Here is a 21,166-nt window from a genome sequence, read left to right on the forward strand (position 1 = left end):
TTCTGAGTTACTTATTAAGTAAGAAATTCTTCAGCAGGGCATGACCATGCTCAGAAAGGATAGATTCAGGATGAAATTGCACTCCCTCTACTGCGAGCTCACGATGACGAACACCCATGATTTCTCCATCAGAAGATGTAGCTGTTACTTCTAGCGCTGCGGGTAAGGAGCTTTTTTCGATAGCGAGTGAGTGATAGCGGGTAACTTTAAATGGATCTGGCAAGTTTTTAAATACACCCACACTAGTGTGGTGAATGAGATCGGTCTTACCATGCATCACCTTCTGGGCGCGAATCACCTTGCCTCCAAAAGCCTCGCCGATGGCTTGATGGCCAAGACATACGCCGAGAATTGGAATCTGCCCAGCATAGCGTTTGATTGTCGCCACTGAGATACCAGCTTCTGCAGGGCTGCAGGGTCCAGGAGAAATACAAATGCGAGCAGGGTTTAGCTTCGCAATATCCTCTACCGCGATTTCATCATTCCGAAATACTTTGACCTCTTCACCAAGTTCTGCAAAATATTGCACAAGGTTGTAAGTAAAAGAATCGTAGTTATCAATCATGAGGAGCATCGAGTCCTCCTTGCACTAATTCTGCGGCTGTTAATACTGCACGTGCCTTAGCTTCGGTTTCTTTCCATTCAGCAGTGGGGTCAGAATCAGCAACAACACCGGCACCCGCTTGGGAATGCAGCATGCCATTACGAATCACACCAGTACGAATAGCAATAGCTACATCCATATCGCCAGAGAAAGAAAGATATCCTACTGCGCCACCATAAACACCGCGTTTCACAATTTCCATCTCGTCAATAATTTCCATGGCACGAATTTTAGGTGCGCCAGAGAGGGTGCCTGCAGGGAAAGTTGCTCGTAAAACATCCATATTGCTCATATTATCTAGAAGATCGCCCTCTACAGAGCTCACAATGTGTTGCACATGGGAATACTTCTCAATCGACATAGAGTCAGTGACTTTTACAGATCCTGTCTTAGCGATTCTGCCAACGTCATTACGAGCCAGGTCAATTAGCATGACGTGCTCAGCGATTTCTTTAGGGTCTGCAAGTAGCTCTTTTGCTAAACGCTCATCTTCCTCTGGGTTAGCACCGCGCGGACGGGTACCGGCAAGAGGGCGAATCGTCACAATTTTTTCTGCAGCGCGTTTTTCCTGGCGAACCAGGATTTCTGGGGAAGAGCCCACAATTTGCATATCGCCAAAGTCATAGAAATACATATAAGGCGATGGGTTTAAGGAACGCAGGGCTCTGTAGAGCGCCAGAGGCGATTCAGTAAATGGTTTGCTAATGCGTTGGCCAATTACAACCTGCATGCAGTCACCAGCCAAAATATATTCTTTAGTTTTACGAACTGCCGCTTCAAAATCTGCAGCCTTGAACTTGCGAATTAAATCTGTCTTTGTGCTTGGCAATGATGCTGGCATATTCGCTGGCTTGCCTAAGCAAGTGAGTAATTCTTGTAAGCGGTTATGCGCTTTCTCAAAGCCATCGGGAATGCTGGGATCTGCATAGACGATGAAATAAATTTTTCCTGCAACGTTATCAATCACTGCTAACTCTTCAGTAAGCATGAGCTGAATATCAGGCACACCGAGTTCATCTGGTAAAGCATGTTTAGCTAGACGTGACTCAATATACCGAACGGTGTCATAACCGAAGTAGCCAGCAAGACCGCCACAAAAACGAGGAAGACCTGGTTGGACAGCAACCTTAAAGCGTTTGAAATAAGCATCTACAAAATCCAGTGGATTATCGGTATTGCTCTCAACTACTTTTCCGTCAGTGAGCACTTCATTCACCGGTGAAGTTGGGGTCCCAACCGTTCTAACAATTGTCTTGGCAGGCAAGCCAATAAAGGAGAAGCGGCCAAAGCGCTCACCACCCAATACAGATTCTAGTAGGTAAGTATTTTTCTTGCCAAACGCTTGACTGAGTTTGACGTAGAGCGATAGCGGTGTTTCTAAATCAGCAAGTACCTCTTTCACAAGGGGAATGCGATTGAAACCCTGTTTTGCTAGGGCGTTAAATTCTTCCTGCTGCATTAGGACTTTCCAGTCCTTCCTAATTCAGTACGCATTGCCTCAATCACTTGTGTGTAATTTTCTTTTCCAAAAATAGCTGAGCCAGCGACAAAGGTATCTGCACCGGCTTGTGCAACTTGTGCAATGTTGTCAACCTTGATTCCACCATCTACTTCGAGACGAATATGGCGACCTGTTTGAGCTTCATAGCGATCTAAGCGTGCGCGTACTTGCTTAATCTTCTCAAGCGTACTTGGAATAAAGGATTGACCGCCAAAGCCTGGATTGACTGACATGAGCAGAACTAAGTCGAGTAATTCTAAGGTGTGGTCCAGATGATCGAGTGGTGTTGCAGGATTCAATACAAGACCTGCTTGACAACCTTGATCACGAATTAAATTGAGCGTGCGATTAACATGAGGACTTGCCTCAGGATGAAAGCTAATTAAATTTGCACCAGCTTTTGCAAAATCGGGCACGATGCGATCTACAGGTTCAACCATTAAGTGAACATCGATCATTGCAGGCTTGCCATTTTTGATGGTATGCGGGCGAATAGCCTCACAAACTAGTGGGCCAATTGTGAGGTTAGGAACATAGTGGTTGTCCATCACGTCAAAGTGAATCCAATCGGCGCCCGCCACCAGAACATCTTGAACTTCCTTGCCTAGGCAGGCAAAGTCAGCCGACAGAATCGAGGGGGCAATGACGAATTGACCATTTGTAGGTAATTTTTGGCTTTCCATCCCTAGATTCTAGCTTGCAGTTGGGCTTAGGATGGAGCAGAATTCGAGCATGAATCCTCACGAAATTAGCATTACGGTCAAAGCCCAGTACCTTCCAGAGCAATCTGACCCCGATAATCGTCAATTTGCCTTTGCTTATACGGTCACTATTCGTAATACGGGTAAGGCCAGTATTCAGCTGATTGCCCGCCATTGGTTCATTACCGATGGGGACAATGATGTCCAGGAGGTACGTGGCCTAGGGGTGGTTGGCCAACAGCCTTTATTGCGCGCTGGGGAACAGTTTGAGTACACCAGCTGGGCTACTTTACCCACGCCGGCCGGAACCATGCGAGGAGAGTACTTTTGCGTTACTGAGGAAGCGCAGTTTTTCCAGGCGCCAATTCCAGAATTTGCACTGGTGATGCCGCGAACCTTGCATTAGACCAAAGCACTTGGAAAAACTATTTTTTCCCTTTGCCTGTCCATAGGACAATAAATAGCAGAAGTCCCAAAGCGATAGCCCCTTCTAGTACAAAAAGCAGCATTGGGTATTCATCGAGTAAATTGGCAATCATGATTTCTAAATTTAAATTAGTTCAGGTAAGTGTATTCGCTATTTTGATTGCGAGTCTCGTTGTTGGGTGCTCAACACCTCCTACCCGCGGCACAGGCTATCGGTCCAGCGATTCTGGTGCAGCACCCACATCTTATAGTTCGTCGATAGCTAGTTTTAATGCCGTGTCATGGCAAGCCTTGCCAGGATGGCAAGATGATGATTTATCGCAAGCTTGGCCTGCGTGGCTAAAAAGTTGTGATGCATTACGTAAGCGTAGTGGAGAAGTCAATTGGCGTCAGGTGTGTACGCTAGCTACAACTGTATCTCCTCGTGATGCTCAATCGATTCGTCGATATTTTGAAAGTAATTTTCAGGCTTACGAAATCCGCAATAGTTCTGGTAGCGAAATAGGCTTGGTCACTGGCTACTACGAACCGGTCATGAATGGCTCACAAACCCGCACCAGTATCTATAACGTGCCACTGTATTCTTATCCAAATGCTTGGAAAAAATCACGACCAAATCCAGGACCAGCAAGGGCTGAGCTCATTAGCTCGGGAGTGCTGCAGGGATCAGAAATTGCTTGGGTACAAGATCCTGTTGCAGCTGCGTCTATGCAAATTCAGGGTTCAGGAAAAATTCGCCTTCAGGATGGCCGCATATTACGATTAGGTTTTGCCGGTACCAATGAGCAGCCATTTAAATCATCCGCACAGTGGTTGATAGATCGCAAAGAGATGACACGGGGTGAAGCAAGCATGCAGGGAATTTCACAATGGGCCAAGCGAAATCCTGATCGGGTAAATGAAATGCTCAACGCCAATCCACGCTTTGTATTTTTCAAAGAGTTGCCAAGTAATGTTGATGCCGATTTAGGTCCCAATGGTGCGCTGGGTATTCCGCTGACTAGCGAGCGTAGCATTGCGGTTGATTTACAGGCTATGCCATTAGGCGCGCCTGTATTCTTAGCCACCACCAGGCCTTTAAGTAATCAGGCATTGCAAAAACTGGTTATGGCACAAGATACTGGAAAAGCGATTGTGGGTGGTGTCAGAGCTGATTATTATTGGGGTTCGGGTGATGCTGCAGGAGAAATTGCAGGACGTATGAAGCAAAATGGCAAGATGTGGTTATTGTTACCACGTTAATTGATCGACATAGAGAGAAAGAAGTTGATGAGCTATAAAACAATTTTGACTGAAGTGGATGGCAAGGTAGCCACCATTACCTTAAATCGCCCTGAGGTTCTCAATGCACTTAATGATCAATTAATGGATGAGCTTGGTGAAGCATTGCTTTCATTTGATGCCGATGACAATATTGGTTGCATCATTGTGACGGGTAGCGAGAAGGCATTTGCTGCTGGTGCCGATATTTCATCAATGGCGAAGCGTAGCTTTCAAGATGTATATCGCCATAATTTTATTTCCCGAAATTGGGAGCATATGCAAAAAGTTCGCAAGCCTGTGATTGCTGCAGTATCGGGCTATGCACTTGGCGGTGGTTGTGAATTGGCGATGATGTGCGACACCATCATGGCTGCTGATAGTGCCAAGTTTGCGCAACCAGAAGTGAAGCTTGGCATTATTCCTGGCGCTGGCGGTACACAACGTTTGCCCCGGGCAGTCTCCAAAGCCAAAGCAATGGATTTGGCTTTAACCGGAAGAATGATGGATGCTGCAGAAGCTGAGCGTTCGGGTTTGGTGTCTCGAGTCTTTCCAAAAGCAGATTTATTGAAAGAAGTAAAGGCGATTGCCAAAGAGATTGCTGATATGCCGCTACTAACAGCAATGATGGTGAAGGAGGCAGTGAATGCTGCTTATGAAACGACTCTTTCAGAAGGAATCCATTTCGAACGTCGCTTGTTTCATACTTGCTTCGGAACGAATGACCAAAAAGAAGGTATGGCCGCATTTGTAGAAAAGCGACCTGCTAAATTTACTAACTCTTAAGTGAAATGATCTTGTAAAAGATCTAGTTTTTTTCTAAGTAGCGTTGCGCTAGCTTTACCCAGTAGCTCACGCCCACTGGAATCAATGTATCATTAAAGTCATAAGAGGGATTGTGAAGATGGCACGGGCCCATGCCATGACCCACCGAACGGTGATCCCCATCCCCATTGCCCAGAAACACATAGCATCCCGGCTTCTCAAGCAACATAAAGGCAAAATCTTCTGCACCCATGGTGGGGTCAATATTGGTATTCACATTTTGCTTGCCTACTAATTCGCTCATAACCTCGCTGGCAAACTGAACTTCAGCAGCATGATTAATTAACGGCGGATAGCTTCTGAGGAAAGTAATTTCAGCTTGGCAATCAAATGCACTTGCAACACTGTGCGCAATTTCACGAAGACGTCGCTCCATCAAGTCAAGCACTTCCAAGGTAAATGTTCTGACTGTACCGCCGATAAATGCGCTGTCAGGGATGACATTACTCGTTTTGCCTGCCTGAAATTGTGTAACTGAAAGAACGGCGGCATCAACAGGCCGCTTATTGCGAGTAATGATGCTTTGTAGTGCCAGCACCACTTGCGCACCAGTGAGAACGGGGTCGGCACTATTGTGAGGTAGCGCAGCATGACCACCTCTACCAGTAATGGTAATTTCAAAAGCATTGCTAGAGGCCATCATGGGCCCAGTAGTTACGCCAAAGTGACCTTCGGCTAAGCCAGGCCAGTTGTGTAAGCCAAAAACCGCATCGCAAGGAAATTCTTTAAAGAGGCCATCTTGGATCATTTCTTTAGCACCAGCACCGCCTTCTTCGGCAGGCTGGAAAATAAAAATCACAGTACCCTTGAAGTCGCGATGATTTGAAAGGTATTGCGCAGCACCTAACAGCATTGCGGTGTGACCATCGTGACCACAAGCATGCATCTTTCCAGGGTTGCGGGAAGTATGCTGAAAATTATTGTGTTCTTGAAGCGGGAGTGCATCCATATCAGCCCGCAAGCCAATCATTTTTCCAGGACCTAAGTCGCCATCTAGACGACCAACAACACCCGTTTTCCCCATGCCTCGATAAACTGTAATTCCCCAACTAGAAAGAGCCTCTGCAACTAAGTCAGATGTGCGTTTTTCTTCGAAGCGTAATTCAGGGTGAGCGTGAATATTGCGACGAATATCTTGAATAGCTGCTGCAGAATCAAGGATTTCGGGAATTAAATTCATATCTTTATCTTATCTGAAAGTACCACCAGTTGCACCTTAGGGCTTGTTCTAGTGGCTTTAGTGGATCGCTATTTGGATGTGCCGTGCAGCAAAATCGAGCGCCTCTATTGAATAGGGGCTGTTATGAGATTTTTGAAGCGCATTTGGTAATGAGGGAATTAACCCTAAAAAGGGCGCATTGATTGCTGCTTTTAAGGTGGCAACATTTTCTTGTAAAAGAGGCATTTCATTTTCGAGAGAGTTTGCAACCCAACCTACAATTTTTAATCCACGTGCTTTGATTGCTTCTTGCGTGAGTAGAGCATGGTTAATACAACCTAACTTCATACCAACTACCAAAACTATTGGCAAATCAATTTTCTGCGCTAAATCACCTAGGTCTTGATCATCACTTAAGGGAACCAAGAATCCGCCTGCCCCTTCGACAACAATGCAATCACTGTGTTTTTGAACATCGTCAAGTGCTTGAATGATGGTATTCATATCAAGCGCAATACCTTTAATTGCGGCAGCAAGATGAGGTGCCACCGGCATATCTAAAACATAAGGAGATAAGTTAAATTGGCCTGGCGCTAACTGGGAAGCAATGCGTAAGGTTTCTAGATCTTCATTCAAGGTGTGACCACTGGCATCTTGATATGTTCCAGCAACTACGGGTTTAAATCCGATTACTTGTTTTCCTTGTTCACGTAACTTAAGAATCAGCGCACCGCTCACTAAAGTTTTACCAACCTCAGTGTCGGTCCCTGTTACAAAAAAGCCAGTCATCTTAGTCATGCATGACCTTTTTGCTTACTTTTTGCTCTATTCTGTTTAAGGTAGTAATTAGTTTATGTAAATCATCAGCGCTATGATTTGCAGAAAAAGTAATCCTCAAGCGAGCGCTACCAGGAGCTACTGTTGGCGGACGAATTGCCGGAATCCAATAACCTGCATCATCTAATAACTTAGCCGCCATGAGTGCACTGGCATTGCTACCCAATATGACTGGTTGAATAGGTGTGCAAGAAGAGACTTTTTTCCATTCTGAAAAGATCATTTCATCTTGCCAAATTTTGATGAGTTGATTGAGCTGAGCACGACGCTCTATACCCTCAGCACTGTCAATGATTTCCAGGCTTTTAAGTAAGGCGTGTGCAATAGCAGGAGGGGTTGCAGTGCTGTAAACATAGGGGCGACCCTTTTGAACCAGCCATTCAATAAAAGAATCCTGTGCACAAACAAAGGCCCCACTCACGCCAGCAGCCTTACCCAAGGTACCGATATAAATAATGCGGTCAGATTGAATTTCTTCTTGCTCTAAGATGCCATGACCTTGTTTGCCTAGTACTCCAAAACCATGTGCATCATCGACTATCAATAGGGCATCGTACTGCTCGGCTATCTGAAGTAATGCTTTAACGGGCGCAAGATCGCCATCCATGCTAAAGACGCCATCAGTCACGATGAGTTTCAGAGACTTCGTATCCTTTGTGAGTGTGTCAGTTAATGAGTTAAGTTGAGTATGGTCGAATAAGTTGACCGTCGCATTCATTTGCGCGACCGCCAATCGAACGCCGTCAATCAGCGAAGCATGATTGAGCTTGGCCGAGTAAATACTCAGATCACCGCGCTCGGTAAGCCCAGCTAAACCTGTGATGACGGCTAGATTAGTAAGGTAGCCAGTGCTAAAAAATAGAGCGCGAGCATTTTGAATATGCTTCTTTTGAAAAGACGTTAATTTTATTTCAAGTAATTCATGTGCAGCGCTGTGGCCGCTGATTAAATGCGAAGCGCCGCTACCAACACCATATTGTTGACCGCCTTGTGACCAGGCATCGACTAAGTCTGGATGATTGGCAAGACCAAGATAATCATTACTGCAAAAGGCCTTAAGTTGCCTATTCTCAACAGTTACGTTGCTATTGCAAGGTGATTGGGTAACGCGTAATTTTCGTCTGAGTAGTTGTAGATCTAAATCCGCAATACTTTCTTGTGCGAGTTCTAAGGCCTTAAATGAACTCGTCATGCCAGAGCCCTATCTAGTGCACGCTCAACAGCTTTACCCATTCGCATAGTCTCTTCGGACGAAAGGATATAGGGAGGCATGACATAAATCGTATTACTAATTGGTCTAATGAGAACTCCTTCCTCAAGTCCTTTAGCAAACATTTCACGTGGAAAGCTACTGATATTCTTAATACTTTCCTGTTTAAGATCGAAAGCCAGAATCATTCCTTGTTGACGCCAGTGCTCGATTCGAGAATCTGCTTTTGCCCATGCAAATGCGTTTGCTAAATCTTGTGAGCGCTCAATATTTTTTTCTAAAACATTTTCTGTTTCAAAGATATTCAAGCAAGTAAGCGCTGCAACGCAAGCTAATGGGTTACCTGTGTATGAGTGTGAGTGCAAGAAGCCTTGTTGGGTTTTATCGCCATAAAACGCATGATAAATTTTATCGGTAGTCATGCAAAGCGATAGAGGAAGGTAGCCACCGCTAATACCTTTGGATAGAGTAAGAAAGTCTGGCCAAATACCAGCGTGCTCACAGGCAAAAAACTTACCGCTGCGCCCACAGCCTACCGCGATCTCGTCGGCTATCAGGTGGATGTCATAGCTGTTACATAATTCTCTCACTAAGCGAAGATATTCTGGTGAATGCATTGCCATTTGTCCTGCGCATTGCACTAGCGGTTCGATAATGATTGCGGCAATGTGTTGATGCTCTTTTTTAAATAGCTTTTCGAGTTCGGCTGCTGCATGCCTTGCAACCTCTTCTGCATTCTCACCATTTTTTGCTTTGCGTGCATCGGGTGATGAGACGGTATAGACCTCTTGCAGGATTGAGCTATATGCTTCACGAAAAATAGCAACATCGGTTACCGCTAATGCACCGAGCGTTTCTCCGTGATATCCGTTCTCTAGGCAAACGAATTTTTTCTTATTTGGTTTGTCATTGACTTGCCAAAAATGGTGACTCATTTTTAATGCAATCTCTACTGCAGACGCGCCATCTGACGCATAAAAGACATGACCTAAATTACCATTTGTGAGTGCAGAAAGTTTTTCAGAGAGCTCAACCACTGGTTGATGGGTAAATCCAGCGAGCATCACATGCTCAATTTTTTCTAGCTGATCAGTAATGGCTTGATTAATCTGCGGATTGGAGTGGCCAAATAAATTGGTCCACCAAGAACTGATGCAATCGAGCAGGGCATTACCCTGTTCATCATAAAGCCACGGACCCTTGCCTTTGGTGATGGCAATCAAGGGAAAAGACTCGTGATGTTTCATCTGAGTGCAGGGGTGCCAAACAGCATCCAAGCTGCGATCAACAAGAGTGGGTTGATTTAAATCAGAAATAACCTTCATGTTTGATATTTGACCACTAGTTTTTCCAATTTCCGGCTTGTATCTGTTATGTTTATGGCTTGAATTGATCTATTTTCTGGAATTTGCCCATGTTGGACACCCAAACCACTGATAAACCTCTCACCTTAGTTAAATCTAAGGCTAATTTACGTAAAGAGGTGGATTCCTCTGGCGGGTGGACCGTAGCTCAAATTGAAGCATTGTTTGCCCTACCTTTTGATCAATTAATGCTCAAGGCTCAAGAGGCACATAAAACCCATTTCCCTGAAGGTGATGTGGAGTTAGCTACCTTGTTATCGATCAAAACTGGTGGCTGCCCAGAGGATTGTGGCTATTGCCCGCAGGCTGCGCGCTATGACACCGACGTGAAGGCTGAGAAGTTAATGGGCCTGGAGGAGGTATTAGAGGCTGCTAAAGCTGCTAAAGCTGCAGGATCAAACCGTTTCTGTATGGGGGCGGCTTGGCGAGAGCCCAAAGATCGCGATATTGAAAAAGTCACGGCAATGATTAAGGGAGTGAAAGCTTTAGGCCTTGAGACCTGTGCGACCTTAGGGATGTTGGAAGCTGATCAAGCTTTAGCGCTTCAAGAGGCTGGCTTAGATTTTTATAACCATAACCTCGATACCAGCGAAGATTTTTATCGCTCAGTGATTTCTACTCGCGGTTATCAGGATCGCTTAGATACTATCTCCAATGTTCGTGCAGCCGGCATGTCTGTTTGCTGCGGCGGCATTGTGGGTATGGGTGAGACCCGTGAACAGCGAGCTGCTTTCTTAGCCCGCTTGGCAAATTTAAGCCCTTATCCTGAGTCTGTTCCCATTAACCACTTAGTGCCTGTTGCTGGAACACCCTTGGCCGATCAGAAACCTTTAGATCCTTTGGAGTTTGTGAGAACCATTGCTGTAGCTCGCATCACCATGCCAAAGGCTCGCGTGCGTTTATCAGCTGGCCGCCAACAATTAGGCAGAGCTGTTCAGGCTATGTGTTTCTTGGCAGGTGCCAATTCAATCTTCTATGGTGAGCAATTACTCACTACCGGTAATCCAGAGGCGGAAGAGGACCGTAAGCTATTGGCGGAGCTGGGATTAAAGACCAAGCAAAGCTGTAAAGCTGAAGTTCTGGTTTAATTTTCCATATATGACCCCAATAGACCGCTTCATTGTTGAATTTGATACCGCCCTGCGTTCAGTTGTTGGCGGAGCAAATGCTCAAAGGCCTACTCCTGGCTCAGAATCTGGAGCAAATGCTGCGTTAGATTCAGAGCAACGAAAACACGCAGCGGGGTTGATGCGAATTAATCACGTTGGCGAAGTCTGCGCGCAAGCTTTGTATCAGTCACAAAAATTAGTTGCCAGAAATTCAGAAATTAAAGAGATGCTTGATCACTCTGGTCAAGAAGAAATGGACCACTTAGCTTGGTGCGAAACTCGCCTGAAAGAGCTTGGCTCACATACGAGTTATCTCAATCCATTTTGGTATGCAGGATCCTTTGCGATCGGCTTGGCAGCAGGCTTAGCGGGTGATAAGTGGAGTTTAGGTTTTGTTGCTGAAACTGAAAAACAGGTCGAGAGCCATCTTGAGAGCCACCTCAAAAAATTACCTACAGAAGATCATCGTTCACGTGCAATCGTTGATCAAATGCGAATGGATGAGATCGAGCATGGGCAAGCAGCCTTGCATGCTGGTGGAGCGAATTTGCCAGAGCCAATTCAGAAAATTATGCAAGCAATGTCCAGGGTAATGACAACAACTGCTTACAAAATTTAAAATGGATATTTGCAATTTAATCTGAATAAATCCAGAGATTTAATTTCAGATTAATTTTCATCTATTTTTTCAAGCACTACTGTTTTTAAAAACAGTATATTTGGGTATTATCTAGTTATATAGCTAAGACCTATTCTTAAGTATATTTTCCAAGCCATTGTTTCAAGTAGCTATTTTACTATCATCATTTTCTGAACATATGACGCTAAGTGTTTGTAAACACTAGAGAATTTCCCAAAAAAATACCCAAAAACACTTGACCCCCTTATTGCGATCCTCTAAAGTGGGAGGAAGTGTGAAAAAGTGGGGTAAATAGTGTTTCAAGGTGCGTCATCACTCAATTTGGATGCAAAAGGTCGAATGTCGGTTCCGGCCAAGCATCGTGACGCCTTGTTGGTTCAAGGCGATGGCCGCCTCACGCTCACAAAACATCCAGATGGCTGCCTTTTGCTATTTCCAAGACCCGAATGGGAAAGTTTTAGAGCAAGAGTCGCTCAACTACCAATGGATGCGCATTGGTGGCGCAGAATTTTTCTCGGTAATGCCTCAGAAATTGATTTAGATAATGCTGGCCGAATTTTGGTGAGCCCCGAATTACGTGCAGCAGCAGCAATCGAGAAAGAGGTGATCTTGCTTGGCATGGGCAGTCACTTGGAATTGTGGGATGCCGCAACATATGCTGCAAAAGAACAGGCTGCCATTTCACTAGGCATGCCTGAAGCACTCAAGCAATTTAATTTTTGATGACAGGGTGCTATGAACATAACTCATCGCCCAGTGTTACTGGCCGAGGCGGTGACGGCGCTAATCAGTGGTCCGCTCATTCAAAAACAAAACGCAGCGAAAAATATTCTAGTCATCGATGGAACGTTTGGACGGGGTGGTCATACTCAGGCCTTGCTCAAAGAGCTTCCTTCATCTGCGCGCATGATTTCTTTCGACAAAGACCTGGATGCGATTGCGGTAGCACGGCAAATCAACAATCCACGTTTAACGATCGTGCACGACAGCTTTGCGCAGATGGATCAATACGCGCAAGCAGAATCAGTCGATGGAATTTTGTTGGATTTAGGAATCAGTTCGCCACAGGTAGACCAAGCGCATCGGGGCTTTTCCTTTCGACGCGAGGGCCCACTCGATATGCGGATGAATACAGAGCAGGGCTTAACAGCTGCAGAGTGGTTGGAGCAGGCGCCGCAGGAGGAGATCACGCACGTGATTAAGACTTACGGAGAAGAACGTTTTGCATTTCAGATCGCTAAAGCTATTGTGGCAAAGCGCGAAGAAGGTTTGTCTCCACAAACCACAACGCAACTAGCCAGCTTGGTTGCTAGCGTGGTACGAACACGTGAAGCTGGTCAAGATCCAGCTACCAGGACCTTCCAGGCACTCCGTATTTTGATTAATCGCGAGCTGGCAGATTTGGAGCTAGGCCTAAAAGCTGCTATGAATTTATTAAAGCCAGGCGCAAGACTTGCAGTCATTAGTTTTCACTCGTTAGAAGATCGCATCGTGAAACAGTTTTTACAGGCGCACTCAAAGGTAGAGGTACCTCGTGGTTTACCTGTGCGCGAAAAGGACTTGCCACAAAGCGCTTTAGAAATCATTAGCCGCGTTAAGCCAAGTGATGCTGAGATTTCAGAAAATCCACGCGCTCGTTCAGCCATCATGCGTGTTGCCGAAAAGCGGATGGATGTATCTGCATGAATCGCGCTACCTTGACTTTGCTCGCTTTATTGTTAATTTGCTCTTTATCCCTAGTAGCAGCTCAGCAACGTGCACGTAAATTATTTATTGCTCAAGAGCGTGCCCAAATTGAAGAGCGCAAGTTAAATCAAGATTTTCTGCGCCTGGAGTATGAGCAACGCAATCTTTCGAAGTCTGCGCGTATTCGTGATATCGCGCGCAATCAATTACGTATGTCCCCAATTTCCCCTGAACGTACTTTGTACTTGAAGGAGGCTAAATGAGGCCGGTTCGTTTTTCCACTACACCAAATTTAGTATTGCGTCTGCCAATGTGGCGGTCACGCTTAATGCTATTCCTGTTGTTTTTTGTGTTCATGTTGCTATTACTGCGCGCCTTCTGGATTCAAGGCCCTGGAAATGAATTTTATGAAGCTAAGGGAGTGCGAGGAACTCAGCGCGAGTTAGAGTTACCTGCAAGTCGTGGAAAAATTTTGGATCGTAATGGTCAGGTGATTGCTACAAGTTTAGAAGCAAAGTCTGTGATCGCCTACAACGACACAGTTCCAGATGACTTATCTGCTGAGAAAGTTAAAAAACTTGCCAGTCTGCTCAAAATGACTGAAGCAGAATTACGTAAGAAGTTAAAAGAAGAGCGCAAGCAGGTTTTCTTAAAACGTCAAGTTGAGCCAGCAATTGCACAACAAATTAAACAATTAGAAATTCCGGGCATTGGCTTGAATAACGAATATCGCCGTTTTTATCCAGAAGGCGAGGCCATGGCGCACGTCGTCGGATTCACTAACGTTGAGGATCGTGGCCAGGAGGGGATGGAGCTCTCTAGAGAGAAAGAGCTTGCTGGCCATCCAGGGCAAAGGCGTGTAGTAGTTGATCGCTTGGGTCGTGTTGTTGAGGAAATGGCGATCTTGCAGTTGCCACAAAATGGCAAAGATTTAAATCTGTCTATTGATAGCAAAATTCAGTATCTCGCTTACAACGCTGTGAAGGATGCAGTTGAGAAGCACCATGCAAAAGCTGGCGGCGCTGTAGTTTTAGATACGCAGACGGGTGAAATTTTAGCTTTAGCTAATTACCCAAGTTACAACCCAAATGATCGTAAAAATCTCACGGGTGAGCAGCTACGTAATCGTGTTTTGACAGATACATTTGAGCCTGGCTCAACAATGAAGCCATTAACAGTTGCGATTGCTTTGGAAAAAGGCTCGGTAAAGCCCGAGACCAATATGGTGATTGGCGCTAAGTATCTTGTTGGTCCAAAACCTATCACCGACACTCATCCTTATGGAAATCTGACAGTTTCAGAGATCATTCAGAAATCTAGCAATATCGGTACTGCAAAAATTGCAATGAACAGCCTGTCATCAGAAGAGATGTGGGATTTTTATACTGCAGTTGGTTTAGGTCAGACACCAAAAATTGGCTTCCCCGGTGCCGTTGGGGGGACAGTGCACCCCTTTAAAAAGTGGATGCCAACCGATCAAGCGCGTATTGCGTTTGGCTATGGAATTTCTGCATCTCTCTTTCAGGTAGCCCGTGCTTACACAGTATTTGCGCGTGATGGTGAGTTAGTGCCACTCACCATAGAGCGTAGTCCTAATTTCAAGCCGGGCACTAGAGTTCTTTCTGCTAAGACTGCAATTGAAATGCGCACCATGCTTGAAACAGTTACTGAGCCCGGTGGCACTGCAATCAAAGCGCAGGCTGAAGGCTTTAGAGTTGGTGGTAAGACAGGTACAGCTCATAAATTAGTTGGTAAGGGGTATGGCAATAAGTACCGCGCTTACTTTGCAGGCTTAGCACCAATTAGTGCTCCGCGAATTGTGGTAGCAGTGATGATTGATGAACCAACTAACGGTAGTCACTACGGTGGCGATGTTGCTGCCCCAGTGTTCTCAACTATTGTGAGTGAAACACTCAATACTCTCAATGTATTACCTGATAACAAAGTGAAACAAATGGTTTTGCAAGATAAGAGTCCTGAAGAGATTCGTACTGCAAATTTACAGACGCAGCAGGTGATTCTGAAAAGATGAGGGTAGCATTGAATATAGAACCCAATCACCTGATTGAGCACTTGCATAGCCTAGTAAATAGTACTGCTAAGGTCACTGCAGATAGTCGCCAGATCCACTCTGGCGATATCTTTTTTGCCTATCCAGTTGGTCATGGCAATGCATTACGTGATAGCCGTCAATTTATTGATGCTGCATTAGGGAATGGTGCAGCTGCAGTCGTATTTGATCCTGCAGGCCCTGGCGCTCAATATGTAGATCACCCACAATGTATTGCAGTTGAAAACCTGGCAGAAAAAGTTGGTGAATTATCTGCAGAATGGTATGACCATCCAAGCAAACAATTAAAGGTAATTGGAGTAACGGGCACAAACGGTAAAACGAGTATTTCACAATGGTTAGCTCAGGCCTTGGATGGGCCCAATCACCGCACAGTAGTGTTAGGTACCTTAGGCGCTGGCTTCCTAGATTCTTTAGTACAAACTGGCTATACAACTCCAGATGCACCCAAGCTACAAACTCAACTTAAAGAGTTGCTCAATGCGGGTGCTAAGCAAGCGGTAATGGAGGTGTCATCTCATGCCTTAGATCAGCATCGAGTAGCTGGTACCCAGCTAAATTGCGCGGTATTTACAAATCTGACACAAGATCATTTGGACTATCACGGTAGTATGGCTAACTACGGCGAGGCAAAAGTAAAACTATTTGCACTGGCAGGGCTAGAGCATGCCATCATTAATTTAGATGATACATTTGGCCGTGAGATTGCCATAAAGCTTTTAGCTAAGGGCGGCATTCAGGTTTGGGGATACACAATTGCCCAAAGCGCTCTTCAGGGATTTGAAAAATTTGGCGATCGTCTAAAGCGTATTTACGCAAAAGATAGCATCTTTAATAGTGCTGGATATGACTCCCTCTTTAGCTATGAGGGAGTCGGAAGTAATAGCTTGCATATTCCTGTATTGGGCGAGTTCAATTTAAGTAATGCACTTGCAGTTTGGACGGCATTACTCAGTCAAGGTTTCAGTTGTGATGAGGCAAGTAAGCGAGTAAGTCAATTGCGACCTGTTCTTGGGCGTATGGAATTAATTCAAATAGGTAAGCAGCAAAAATCAGCGAGTTTATTAGTGGTAGTTGATTACGCACATACCCCCGACGCCCTCCAAAAAACCCTACAAACCTTGGCACCCATAGCAAAGCAGCGTGACGGAAAAATTTGGTGTGTATTTGGTTGTGGTGGTGATCGTGATGCTGGCAAGCGATCTGAAATGGGTACAGTGGCTCAGCAATACGCTGATCACATCATTATTACTAGTGATAATCCAAGGTCTGAAGAGCCGCAGGCAATCATCGAAATGATTCGTAGCGGTATCAGTCAGGAGTATTCAAATATTCAAGTCATTACTGATCGCTCTGCAGCGATTATGGCTGCTGTACGTCATGCTGCTTCTCAAGATATTGTTTTGGTTGCTGGCAAAGGTCACGAAACGACCCAAGAAATCAATGGTAAGAAATTTGATTTCTCTGACCAAGAGCATGTTCGCTTGGCTGCTGGAGGTATCGCTTGATGTCTGCCATGACAACACTTGCTCAAGTGCATGCCATGTTACCTGGTAGCTTACTGCTAAATATTTCTGCACAAGATGCCCAGTCAGTCAACATTTCAAGGATTGGAACGGATAGTCGTCAGATTGACGCTAAAGAGTTATTTATAGCTTTATCTGGCGAGCGCTTCGATGCGCATGATTTTTTATCGGATGTTGCTAAGGCAGGAGCAGTGGGAGCACTCGTTAGTAATAAGGATAGGTGCCCTACAAATCTACCTGCTATTTTAGTTAACGATACTCGTATAGGTCTAGGAGCATTAGCAAAAGCTTGGCGCGCCAATCATCCTATTCCATTGGCTTTAGTGACTGGTAGCAATGGTAAGACGACCGTTAAAGAAATGATTGCCTCTATTTTTAGAGCGACAGTTGGGGAAGCGCATACCTTGGTTACTAAAGGTAATCTGAATAATGATATTGGCTTACCGCTAACCTTGTTAAGGCTGCGTTCGACAGATCAGCTTGCCGTAGTTGAGTTGGGCATGAATCATCCAGGTGAAACTACGCAGCTAGCCAATATTGCGCAGTCCAGTATTGCCTTGATTAATAATGCACAGCGTGAGCATCAAGAGTTTATGACTACTGTAGCTGCGGTAGCGCAAGAGCATTCCGATGCGATTCGTGCTTTAACAAAAGATGGCATTGCAATCTTCCCCGCAGACTCTGAATTTGCAGATGTTTGGCGTGAAGCTGCTGCAGCACGAAAGATCATCGACTTTATTCTGCTGTCCGGTCAGTCCACATTAAGGGCTGCAGTGATGGGACGACTGTTAAGTAACGGCCACCTCCAAGTGCAAACAGATTCAAGCTCTATAGAAGTTCAACTGAATACCTTGGGTAGTCACAATGCACGTAATGCATTGGCAGCCAGCGCTGTTGCTATAGCTGCCGGAATCAGTCTTGAGAAAATTAAGGAAGGTCTTGAAGCATTCTCGCCGGTAATTGGGCGCATGCAAGCGAAGAAGATCAATCTCAATCACACCTTAATTGATGACAGCTATAACGCTAATCCCGATTCAGTGAGAGCTGCAATTGACGCACTAAAGCAGTCAGGTAATAAATCTTGGTTGGTTTTAGGTGACATGGGTGAAGTTGGTAATCAAGGGCCTGAGTTTCATCGCGAGGTTGGCGCCTACGCTGCCGAGCAGGGGGTTGCCAAATTATTTGCTTTGGGTGAGCAGTGCCGATTTGCTATTAAAGGCTTTGAAGACATTCAGAAAAATAAAACCCCAATTGCTAGTGCAAAACATTTTTCTGAAATGGATGGTCTGATTGTGCAGTTGAGAGATGCATTACATGCCCAATCAACTGGTAGTAATGAGCATTTAAACATTTTGGTCAAAGGTTCACGTTTTATGCGCATGGAGCGTGTAGTACAAGCCTTGTTAGAGGAGGCTAAAACATGCTCTTAATCTTAGCGCAATGGCTGCAGGATGATTTTGGATTCTTCCGAGTCTTTAACTACATCACTTTTCGCGCAGTAATGGCGACAGTGACTGCCTTGTTAATTGGCTTAGCTGCTGGCCCATGGGTCATTCGTAAATTGACCGCCTTGAAAATGGGTCAAGCTGTACGCACTGATGGACCACAAACCCATTTAGTCAAATCAGGCACTCCAACAATGGGTGGAGTTTTGATCTTGATTGGTATTTTTGTTTCTTGCATGTTGTGGGCAGATTTAAGTAATCGTTTTATTTGGATTGTGATGATTGTCACTTTCGGATTTGGTGCAATTGGCTGGGTAGATGACTATCGTAAGGTTGCCCATAAGGACCCTAAGGGCATGGCTTCTAAGGAAAAATTCCTTTGGCAAACTTTGATTGGTTTATTTGCAGCGATTTACTTGGCATTCTCAGTATCGGAAGTAAACAACCTTAAAGTACTCCAACTTTTCTACGAATGGCTGAGGAGTGGTTTTGCTTTGGATCTTCCAGCAAAAACGAACTTGCTATTGCCATTTATTAAAGAGGTTAGTTATCCACTTGGGATGATGGGCTTCATCATCTTAAGTTACTTGGTGATTGTTGGTAGTAGTAATGCGGTAAATCTAACTGATGGCCTCGATGGTTTAGTGATCATGCCTGTCATATTGGTAGGCGCTGCATTGGGTGCATTTGCTTATGTGATGGGTAATGCCATCTATGCCAAATATTTATTGTTCCCCTATATCCCGGGTGCTGGTGAGTTACTGATCTTTTGTGGCGCGATGGGTGGAGCGGGCTTAGCTTTCCTTTGGTTCAACGCCCATCCAGCACAAGTCTTTATGGGTGACGTTGGAGCACTTGCTTTGGGCGGAGCACTTGGAACTATTGCAGTAATTGTGCGCCAAGAGATTGTGCTCTTTGTCATGGGCGGAATATTTGTTGCAGAAACAGTTTCGGTAATGCTGCAAGTATTTTGGTTCAAATTAACCAAAAAATATTCGGGTGAAGGTCGCCGTATTTTCCGTATGGCTCCACTTCATCATCATTTTGAGTTGGGTGGCTGGAAAGAGACGCAAGTGGTTATTCGTTTCTGGATTATCACCATTTTGTTGGTATTAATTGGCTTATCTAGCCTGAAATTACGGTGAGCCTAAAAGTAAATATGCTGAACTTACAAAATACTTTTGCTAATCCTACTTTGGTAGATGATGCAGGCTATCAAGCCCCTCACCGATTTTTGATTATGGGGCTGGGTGAGTCCGGTGTTGCTATGGCTAAGTGGTGCCTGCTTAATGGAGTCACCGTTCGCTTCATAGATACGCGTGATCCATCTCAGTTTTCTGAGCGCCAGAATGCTTGGCTTGATGAATTAAAAATAGCTGGATTGAAAGATATTCAGTTTGGACCATTTAGCGATGAGCTATTGGATGATATTGATGTTATTGGTATTAGTCCTGGCTTATCCCCACTTCAAGAGCCAACTAAATCATTCTTGGAGAAGGCTAGAAAAGCCAGAATTGATGTTTGGAGTGAGATCGAATTTTTTGCGCGTGCAATTGCCAGTTTGGATCGTATGGCACAAGTAAATCATTCTCCTTATTCATCAGCAGTGTTGGCTATTACTGGTACGAATGGAAAAACAACTACTACTGCGTTAACAGGACAACTCTGCGAGCGAGCTGGCAAGAAGGTTGCAGTCGCCGGAAATATTAGCCCTGCAGCATTAGACAAGCTGATGGTCTGCCTAAATGACTCTGACCAAATTGAAGACATGCCCGATATCTGGGTACTTGAATTATCTAGTTTTCAATTGGTTTACACAAATAGTCTCAATGCAACTGCAGCTACTGTTCTCAATATCACACAAGATCATTTAGATTGGCATGGTGATATGCATGCGTACGCAGATGCAAAAGGAAAAATATTTGGTGTGGACACGATTTGCGTCTTAAATCGCGATGACTCTGTAGTGATGAATTTGCTTTCTGATGATCAAAAAGCAGAAAAGTCGATTGTGACTTTTGGTTCTAATAGCCCCGATGAACAGGGCGCTTTTGGCATCGAGCATGACTTACGAGCTGGCGGAATTGACTGGCTGGTATGGGCGGAGATAGATGAAGATGTTGAGCCAAAGCCTAAACGTCGTCGTAAATCAACTGCCATTGAAGAAGATGAACCGTTACGCTTGAGGCGTTTAATTCCGGCTGATGCACTCAGAATTCGTGGTCGTCATAATGCATTGAATGCACTGGCTGCACTAGCATTGGCGAGATCTGCCAACTTGCCTATGAATGTTCTCCTGCATGGTTTGCGCGATTATCACGGTGAGCCACATCGTGTTCAGAGCGTTGCGATTGTGAATGATGTGGAGTATATCGATGACAGCAAGGGTACCAATGTTGGTGCGACTGTAGCTGCGCTGAATGGATTGGGTAGTAATGAGTCTGCTAAGAGGATTTGGTTAATTGCAGGTGGTGACGGCAAAGGACAAGACTTTAGCCCATTACGCGAACCTGCCCTACGTTTTGTTAAGGGTGTTTTCTTGATTGGCAAAGATGGCGCTGCAATTGGCGAGGCCATTGGCCAGGAAGTTCCTTGCTCAATAAGTGGCAGCTTAGAGGTTGCCGTCAGGACAGCTGCAGAACAAGCGCAGTCTGGTGATTTGGTCTTACTTTCTCCAGCATGTGCGAGTTTTGACCAATTCAAAGATTATGTTGCCCGTGCTCAGGCATTTGTTGGTGAGGTTGAAGAATTAGGAATGCGTTTTGAGGGAGTGCAAGCGTGAACCTAAAAGACAAGTTTTTT

20 protein-coding genes are annotated in these 21,166 nt (G+C 45.0%); 13 read left to right on the forward strand and 7 right to left on the reverse strand.

From position 1 onward, the window contains the following. Positions 1–7: 7 nt before the first annotated feature. Genes ICN31_RS09860 through rpe form a run of 3 tightly spaced genes read right to left on the reverse strand, consistent with a single transcriptional unit; the run spans position 8 to position 2,788 of the window. Entirely contained in the window at positions 8–574 is a 567-nt protein-coding gene (locus ICN31_RS09860) for an aminodeoxychorismate/anthranilate synthase component II (RefSeq protein WP_216261043.1), read from the reverse strand. Then, a complete protein-coding gene (gene trpE / locus ICN31_RS09865) occupies positions 558–2,063 on the reverse strand; it encodes an anthranilate synthase component I (protein ID WP_216261045.1) in 1,506 nt (501 codons plus the stop codon). Before trpE ends, ICN31_RS09860 begins: the two co-directional genes overlap by 17 nt. After that, positions 2,063–2,788, reverse strand: a complete 726-nt coding sequence (rpe, locus tag ICN31_RS09870; RefSeq protein WP_216261047.1) for a ribulose-phosphate 3-epimerase — start codon at positions 2,786–2,788, stop codon at positions 2,063–2,065. The genes trpE and rpe overlap by 1 nt, the downstream gene beginning before the upstream one ends. A 49-nt stretch (positions 2,789–2,837) precedes the next feature. On the opposite strand from rpe, the gene apaG reads away from it, so the two are divergent. The 3 genes from apaG to ICN31_RS09885 all read left to right on the forward strand — a co-directional run bounded on the left by apaG (position 2,838) and on the right by ICN31_RS09885 (position 5,278). After that, entirely contained in the window at positions 2,838–3,212 is a 375-nt protein-coding gene (gene apaG / locus ICN31_RS09875; protein ID WP_088525708.1) for a Co2+/Mg2+ efflux protein ApaG, read from the forward strand. Between the two features lie 131 nt (positions 3,213–3,343). Continuing rightward, positions 3,344–4,474, forward strand: coding sequence for a murein transglycosylase A (locus ICN31_RS09880; protein WP_216261049.1), 1,131 nt, complete (start codon positions 3,344–3,346; stop codon positions 4,472–4,474). 27 nt (positions 4,475–4,501) lie between these two features. Beyond that, positions 4,502–5,278: an enoyl-CoA hydratase gene (locus ICN31_RS09885; protein WP_216261051.1), complete on the forward strand. Its 777-nt coding sequence runs from the start codon at positions 4,502–4,504 to the stop codon at positions 5,276–5,278. Between the two features lie 22 nt (positions 5,279–5,300). On the opposite strand, the gene ICN31_RS09890 is transcribed toward ICN31_RS09885, so the two are convergent. From ICN31_RS09890 to bioA, 4 genes are read right to left on the reverse strand one after another with little or no spacing between them, the layout of a single operon-like run. Beyond that, on the reverse strand, positions 5,301–6,497 hold the full coding sequence (locus ICN31_RS09890; protein WP_216261053.1) for a M20 aminoacylase family protein: 1,197 nt from the start codon (positions 6,495–6,497) through the stop codon (positions 5,301–5,303). A 57-nt stretch (positions 6,498–6,554) separates the two neighbouring features. Continuing rightward, complete coding sequence (gene bioD / locus ICN31_RS09895; RefSeq protein ID WP_216261055.1) at positions 6,555–7,274, reverse strand: dethiobiotin synthase; 720 nt, start codon at positions 7,272–7,274, stop codon at positions 6,555–6,557. Further along, on the reverse strand, positions 7,267–8,505 hold the full coding sequence (locus ICN31_RS09900; protein ID WP_216261057.1) for an 8-amino-7-oxononanoate synthase: 1,239 nt from the start codon (positions 8,503–8,505) through the stop codon (positions 7,267–7,269). The genes bioD and ICN31_RS09900 overlap by 8 nt, the downstream gene beginning before the upstream one ends. Continuing rightward, positions 8,502–9,848, reverse strand: a complete 1,347-nt coding sequence (bioA, locus tag ICN31_RS09905) for an adenosylmethionine--8-amino-7-oxononanoate transaminase (protein WP_216261059.1) — start codon at positions 9,846–9,848, stop codon at positions 8,502–8,504. The genes ICN31_RS09900 and bioA overlap by 4 nt, the downstream gene beginning before the upstream one ends. 89 nt (positions 9,849–9,937) lie before the next feature. Between bioA and bioB the strand changes: the two genes are divergently transcribed. The 10 genes from bioB (at position 9,938) to murD (ending at position 21,146) form a co-directional block, all read left to right on the forward strand. After that, positions 9,938–10,975 carry a biotin synthase BioB gene (gene bioB / locus ICN31_RS09910; RefSeq protein ID WP_216261061.1) on the forward strand — a complete coding sequence of 346 codons (1,038 nt, stop codon included), beginning with the start codon at positions 9,938–9,940 and terminating at the stop codon, positions 10,973–10,975. A 10-nt stretch (positions 10,976–10,985) separates the two neighbouring features. After that, positions 10,986–11,615 carry a 2-polyprenyl-3-methyl-6-methoxy-1,4-benzoquinone monooxygenase gene (coq7, locus tag ICN31_RS09915; RefSeq protein WP_216261062.1) on the forward strand — a complete coding sequence of 210 codons (630 nt, stop codon included), beginning with the start codon at positions 10,986–10,988 and terminating at the stop codon, positions 11,613–11,615. Positions 11,616–11,930: 315 nt separating this feature from the next. Then, positions 11,931–12,359 carry a division/cell wall cluster transcriptional repressor MraZ gene (mraZ, locus tag ICN31_RS09920; protein WP_216261064.1) on the forward strand — a complete coding sequence of 143 codons (429 nt, stop codon included), beginning with the start codon at positions 11,931–11,933 and terminating at the stop codon, positions 12,357–12,359. 12 nt (positions 12,360–12,371) lie between these two features. Further along, positions 12,372–13,322: a 16S rRNA (cytosine(1402)-N(4))-methyltransferase RsmH gene (rsmH, locus tag ICN31_RS09925; protein WP_216261067.1), complete on the forward strand. Its 951-nt coding sequence runs from the start codon at positions 12,372–12,374 to the stop codon at positions 13,320–13,322. Further along, on the forward strand, positions 13,319–13,585 hold the full coding sequence (gene ftsL, locus ICN31_RS09930) for a cell division protein FtsL (RefSeq protein WP_216261068.1): 267 nt from the start codon (positions 13,319–13,321) through the stop codon (positions 13,583–13,585). The genes rsmH and ftsL overlap by 4 nt, the downstream gene beginning before the upstream one ends. After that, positions 13,582–15,354 (forward strand): penicillin-binding protein 2, encoded by a 1,773-nt coding sequence (locus ICN31_RS09935; RefSeq protein ID WP_216261070.1) that lies wholly within the window; start codon positions 13,582–13,584, stop codon positions 15,352–15,354. Before ftsL ends, ICN31_RS09935 begins: the two co-directional genes overlap by 4 nt. Before the next feature lie 8 nt (positions 15,355–15,362). Next, a complete protein-coding gene (locus ICN31_RS09940; RefSeq protein ID WP_255531000.1) occupies positions 15,363–16,901 on the forward strand; it encodes a UDP-N-acetylmuramoyl-L-alanyl-D-glutamate--2,6-diaminopimelate ligase in 1,539 nt (512 codons plus the stop codon). Continuing rightward, positions 16,901–18,349, forward strand: a complete 1,449-nt coding sequence (gene murF, locus ICN31_RS09945; protein ID WP_216261074.1) for a UDP-N-acetylmuramoyl-tripeptide--D-alanyl-D-alanine ligase — start codon at positions 16,901–16,903, stop codon at positions 18,347–18,349. Before ICN31_RS09940 ends, murF begins: the two co-directional genes overlap by 1 nt. Continuing rightward, entirely contained in the window at positions 18,340–19,509 is a 1,170-nt protein-coding gene (mraY, locus tag ICN31_RS09950) for a phospho-N-acetylmuramoyl-pentapeptide-transferase (RefSeq protein ID WP_216261076.1), read from the forward strand. Before murF ends, mraY begins: the two co-directional genes overlap by 10 nt. Before the next feature lie 14 nt (positions 19,510–19,523). Continuing rightward, positions 19,524–21,146, forward strand: a complete 1,623-nt coding sequence (murD, locus tag ICN31_RS09955) for a UDP-N-acetylmuramoyl-L-alanine--D-glutamate ligase (RefSeq protein WP_216261078.1) — start codon at positions 19,524–19,526, stop codon at positions 21,144–21,146. Positions 21,147–21,166: the final 20 nt, after the last annotated feature.

Origin of the sequence: Polynucleobacter sp. UB-Piko-W3, assembly GCF_018881635.1 — a bacterium.
In the GTDB taxonomy this organism is placed as follows: Bacteria; Pseudomonadota; Gammaproteobacteria; order Burkholderiales; family Burkholderiaceae; genus Polynucleobacter.